Below are 1,519 nucleotides of genomic sequence, written 5' to 3' on the forward strand. Positions count from 1 at the left end.
ACTTTTTGAACATGGTTTTTACTCAAAATGCTCTTCATGCTTACAAAACAAACAACAACATTCGGTCAAACACAAGCTGTTCCAGCATCATTTTATCAAGGCAGTACACCATTAATACAGGAAATCGCAAAAGGTAGTTTGAACGAATGTCGATTTTTTCAGCGTCATTGCCAACGGCAAAGGAAGCCTTTTTCATCATGAAGTTGCTCCATTAATATAGGCTAAAAGTGTATCGGTTTTTTCCCTTGAATTGCTTATTTCTGCCGCTGCCCCAAGAATTTCAGCAAATATTGATCGCAAACGGTTTTGATGCAAATAATTGATATAAGTCAGATACAATTTAGGTCCCCTGCCATTTCAAACTACATCTTTTGTTGAAACTAGCTTTTTGAGCTTCCCTCCTATTTTATTAAAAAATAGGTGTTATGTTTCATATTTTTGAGGAACAAATATATGAAACCATTTCTTTTGCTGCATATGAAACATACTTATTCTTCTTTAAAATAACCCCTAACTTCCAGGTAATGGTGGGATTAACGATAGGAATAGCTTTAATGAGACTAGAATCTACTCTTTTTGCAAGGGATTGAGGGAAAATTGAGACGCCAAGATTCAGCTTCACCATCTCTGTGATAAAATCCCAATAGGTACTTTGGTATGTAACATTGGGACGAAACCCTGCTTTTATACACTCCTGCAGGACTTGCTGATAGAGAGTAGAATCATCTTGAAAATGGACAAATGCTTCTTCTTTTATGTCTACTAAGGAAACCTTCTCTCTACGAGCAAGTGGATGAGAAGAATGAACAAATAACATCATCTCCTCCTCTACAATAGTCATAACATCAAATTCATCTTCCTCTACAGGTAATGCAGTTACACCTAAATCAAGTATTCCCTCTTTTACCGCTTCCTTTATTTTTAGTGCACTATTTTCAATTAATTGTATCGAAATATCGGGATATACATCGCGAAATCCTTTTATGATTTTCGGGAAAAATAAAAATCCAATCAGAGGAGGAACCCCTATTTTTAGCTTTCCTTTTTTCAAATTCATCATGTCGTTTAAGAGCGAAGATAAATCATCAATCTTCTCTAAAATCTTTTTTCCTTCCTCAAATACAATTTCTCCTGCGACTGTTAACTCTATTTTTTTCGCTGACCGATCAATTAGTTCAACTTTCAACTCATCTTCAAGATTTCTTACCATTTTGCTAATTGTTGGTTGTGATAAGCACAGGGCTTGAGCTGCTCCTGTAAAGCTTTTTTGTTTTGCTACTTCAATAAAATAGTACAATTGCTTCGTATCCATTGTTTAGCCCCTTTATAGATTTCTTTCATAATTATTATCTATTTTATTCATTTTAACTATACTTACTCTGGGTGTACACTTAATTTTATAAGCAAATGTTATTTTCGGATAACTTCGATTATCCATCGCTGCTAAATAAGCTTGGGCAGTCTTTGTATTTATCTATTATAGATAAAATGCATAGGTTTTATAATTTATATTCATTTT

3 protein-coding genes are annotated in these 1,519 nt (G+C 33.9%); all 3 read right to left on the reverse strand.

Going from position 1 to position 1,519, the window contains the following annotated elements; translation table 11 throughout:
- Positions 1-40 precede the first annotated feature (40 nt).
- The 3 genes from V7097_RS25910 to V7097_RS25920 all read right to left on the reverse strand — a co-directional run bounded on the left by V7097_RS25910 (position 41) and on the right by V7097_RS25920 (position 1,312).
- A complete protein-coding gene (locus tag V7097_RS25910; RefSeq protein ID WP_335706514.1) occupies positions 41-196 on the reverse strand; it encodes a hypothetical protein in 156 nt (51 codons plus the stop codon).
- Positions 196-339, reverse strand: coding sequence for a hypothetical protein (locus tag V7097_RS25915; protein WP_335706515.1), 144 nt, complete (start codon positions 337-339; stop codon positions 196-198). Before V7097_RS25915 ends, V7097_RS25910 begins: the two co-directional genes overlap by 1 nt.
- A gap of 91 nt (positions 340-430) precedes the next feature.
- Entirely contained in the window at positions 431-1,312 is an 882-nt protein-coding gene (locus tag V7097_RS25920) for a LysR family transcriptional regulator (protein WP_335706516.1), read from the reverse strand.
- Between the last annotated feature and the right edge of the window lie 207 nt (positions 1,313-1,519).

This window comes from Bacillus sp. JJ1562 (genome assembly GCF_036962705.1).
Classification (GTDB): Bacteria; Bacillota; Bacilli; order Bacillales; family Bacillaceae_L; genus Ferdinandcohnia.

Excerpts from the sequence above, each read along its gene's own strand:
- V7097_RS25910 (WP_335706514.1), bottom strand. The coding sequence starts at position 196 with ATGAAAAAGGCTTCCTTTGCCGTTGGCAATGACGCTGAAAAAATCGAC.
- V7097_RS25920 (WP_335706516.1), bottom strand. The coding sequence starts at position 1,312 with ATGGATACGAAGCAATTGTACTATTTTATTGAAGTAGCAAAACAAAAA.